Here is a 987-nt window from a genome sequence, read left to right on the forward strand (position 1 = left end):
GCCTGTTGGAGGGCGAGGTGGTCGACACCGAGGGGGCGGCGGCGGTGGTGCTGCCGGCGGCGCAGCTCGCGCTGGTCGGCATCTGCGCCTGGGCCGGGCTCGCCACCATGCTGTGGTGGGCCGCCTCGGCACACCCGTCGCCGGCACTGCTGGACCTGACGCGGCGGCTCACGCCCGCCTCCTGGCGTGCCCCGCTCGCGCTGGCGCTGGGCGCCGGCACCCTCGGCCTGAGCGCCTGCGGCTCGCCCGCCCCGCCGACCGGGCACGCCCTCGAGGCGACGGCACCGGCGTACGCCGCCTCGAGCGACGCCTTCGACTGGCCCACGAGTGCGCCCCCGGCCACGCCGGCGGCGCCGGATCCGGGGCCGGCGCCTCCGCCGACGTCTGGGCGCGCTGTCGTCGTCACGGACGGCGACTGCCTCTGGTCGATCGCCGCCACCGAGCTCGGGCCCGGCGCCGAGCCGGCCGAGATCGCCTATCTCGTCGAAGCCATCTACGACGCCAATGCGGACATCATCGGCGCCGATCCCGACCTGCTCCGCCCCGGAGCGACGCTGACCATCCCCGGGAGCACCTTATGACCACCGCCCCGATCTCGCTCGCCCGCGCACCCCGCCACGAGCCGCAGGCCTACGCGGCACCGCAGCCGCAACGGCACCTACGGCTCGTCGAGGCACCCCAGCTGACGATCGACGACATCATGGCGCAGCACGCCGACGCCCGATCGCAGGCCGACCCGCTCTTTCGGCCGGTTCCGGCCGGCGAGGCCGACCTCCCGGCGGCGGAGACGTTCACCCGCAGCTTCTTCACCGCGCTGTCGGAGGTGATCGTGGGCCGGCGCTCCGCCGACCAGCTCGCCCGCCATGTGGCGCTGCCGGTGCTGCACTGGGTCCGTGGCCGCACGCCGCGGCGTCGAGACGTAGTCAGCTGGTGGTCGGCGGCATTGCGCGGTGACCGCGTCTCGACGTCGGGCTCGTTCCTCTCCCT

General features: G+C 75.5%; 2 protein-coding genes. Both read left to right on the forward strand.

What is annotated here, in order from left to right; translation table 11 throughout:
* A partial coding sequence (locus F8A92_RS18455) for a LysM peptidoglycan-binding domain-containing protein (protein WP_228389580.1) occupies positions 1-581 on the forward strand: 581 nt, incomplete at its 5' end.
* The coding region (locus tag F8A92_RS18460; protein ID WP_228389581.1) for a hypothetical protein at positions 578-987 on the forward strand (410 nt) is incomplete at its 3' end. The genes F8A92_RS18455 and F8A92_RS18460, both read left to right, overlap by 4 nt.

Origin of the sequence: Cumulibacter manganitolerans, from assembly GCF_009602465.1 — a bacterium.
Classification (GTDB): Bacteria; Actinomycetota; Actinomycetes; order Mycobacteriales; family Antricoccaceae; genus Cumulibacter; species Cumulibacter manganitolerans.